Origin of the sequence: Burkholderia sp. E168m23 (genome assembly GCF_016586125.1) — a bacterium.
Lineage (GTDB): Bacteria > Pseudomonadota > Gammaproteobacteria > Burkholderiales > Burkholderiaceae > Burkholderia > Burkholderia orbicola.
The window spans coordinates 1-1,472 of the sequence record NZ_BCPP01001307.1 but is presented as its reverse complement, the minus strand read 5'-3'; the positions used below and the strand labels follow the sequence as shown (position 1 = coordinate 1,472).

The window sequence follows — 1,472 nt, the reverse complement described above, 5'->3', positions numbered from 1 at the left end:
CGTTGAAACCGATAATCGGCGCCTATCGCCGGCTTTCGCGTGCGACGGTCCGCCGATCGTTAATTCGCCGTTTCCGCGGCCGTATGGCGCCCCGCCTTCCGCCGCGCCGCAAAGCCTTGCGGGGCAACGCTTCCCCCGATATTTGCAAGCCCGGGATTACACCATAATTTGACCCCGATCAACCCGACGCAACATTTTCCGCGCATGCAAACACGCGCGTTATACTCCGTGGAATTCGCATCGCGCGATTCATCGGATCGTCGAATTGCAGTAGACGTTTACCTATGAATATAGGGTTTATCCGGCCGCGATCGTCGATAATCGGTGCCCGTTTTCTCAGCTGAACGGAGGGCTGGTACGGGCAGGGCTGCGCACCGGATCGCCACCGGTAGTCATACGAACAATCGCATCGGCCCGCCGCCCGGCGACGATGCCCCCGATCCACGGACCATGGCCGAAACCGACTACGCAATGCCCAGCGAATCCGGCCTGACGAGCCGTGTCGCCGCTCATCTGCGCCGGTTCCTCCTGCCGCACCTGATCTTCTATACGGGGCTGCTGATCGCGCTGATCCTGCTGCTCCTGTGCGGGATCGTGCTGTACGAAGGCCGTATCGATGCGCGCGACCGCTCGCGCAGCATGCAGCAGAACCTCGCGCTGATGGCGTCGTGGGACATCGAACGCAACATCGAGATCTATTCGCTGTCGCTGCAGGCGGTGGTCGAAGGCGCGAACGACCCCGAAGTCACCAGGCTGCCGATGCCGCTGCGCCGCCAGGTGCTGTTCGACCGTGCGACGACGGCCAAGTACCTCGGCGGCATCTACGTGCTCGACGCGAAGGGCGACATCGCGGTCGACGGCAAGAGCGACGTGCCGCGCAAGGCCAACTTCGGCAACGAGCCGTACTTCACCGTGCACCGCGCCCGCCCCGACGTCGGCCTGTACGTCAGCGATCCGTATCATTCCCGGCTGCGCGGGGGCTCGCCGAGCATCGCGCTGAGCCGGCGGATCACGCGGCCCGACGGGTCGTTCGGCGGCGTCGCGGTGATGTCGATCCGGCTCGAATATTTTCAGAACCTGTTCTCGCGCCTGTCGCTCGGCGATCGCGGTTCGGTTGCGCTGATCAACACGGACGGCAAGATGGTCGCGCGCGAGCCGTACGACCCCAAGATCGTCGGCCGCGACATCAGCCGCGCGAGCACGTTCCGGCAATTCATGACCGCCAGCGAAGGCAGCTTCGCCGATACCGCATCGATCGACGGCGTGCGGCGCCTGTACGTGTTCCGGCACCTCGACGGCCTGCCGCTCATCGTCATGGTCGCGCGCTCGGAAGCGGACACCTACGCCGCGTGGTACGACCGTGCGATCCCGATCGGCTCCGCGATGGTCTTGCTCGCGATCGGCTTCGTCGGCCTGTCGCTGCTGCTCGACGTGCAGCTGCGCAAGCGCCACCGCGCGGAAACCGAGCTGCA

At 64.9% G+C, this 1,472-nt stretch carries 1 protein-coding gene; it reads left to right on the top strand.

Annotated features, from left to right (window positions below; all coding sequences use genetic code 11):
* Positions 1 to 450: 450 nt before the first annotated feature.
* A partial coding sequence (locus tag JMF90_RS36800) for a cache domain-containing protein (protein WP_268906099.1) occupies positions 451 to 1,472 on the top strand: 1,022 nt, incomplete at its 3' end.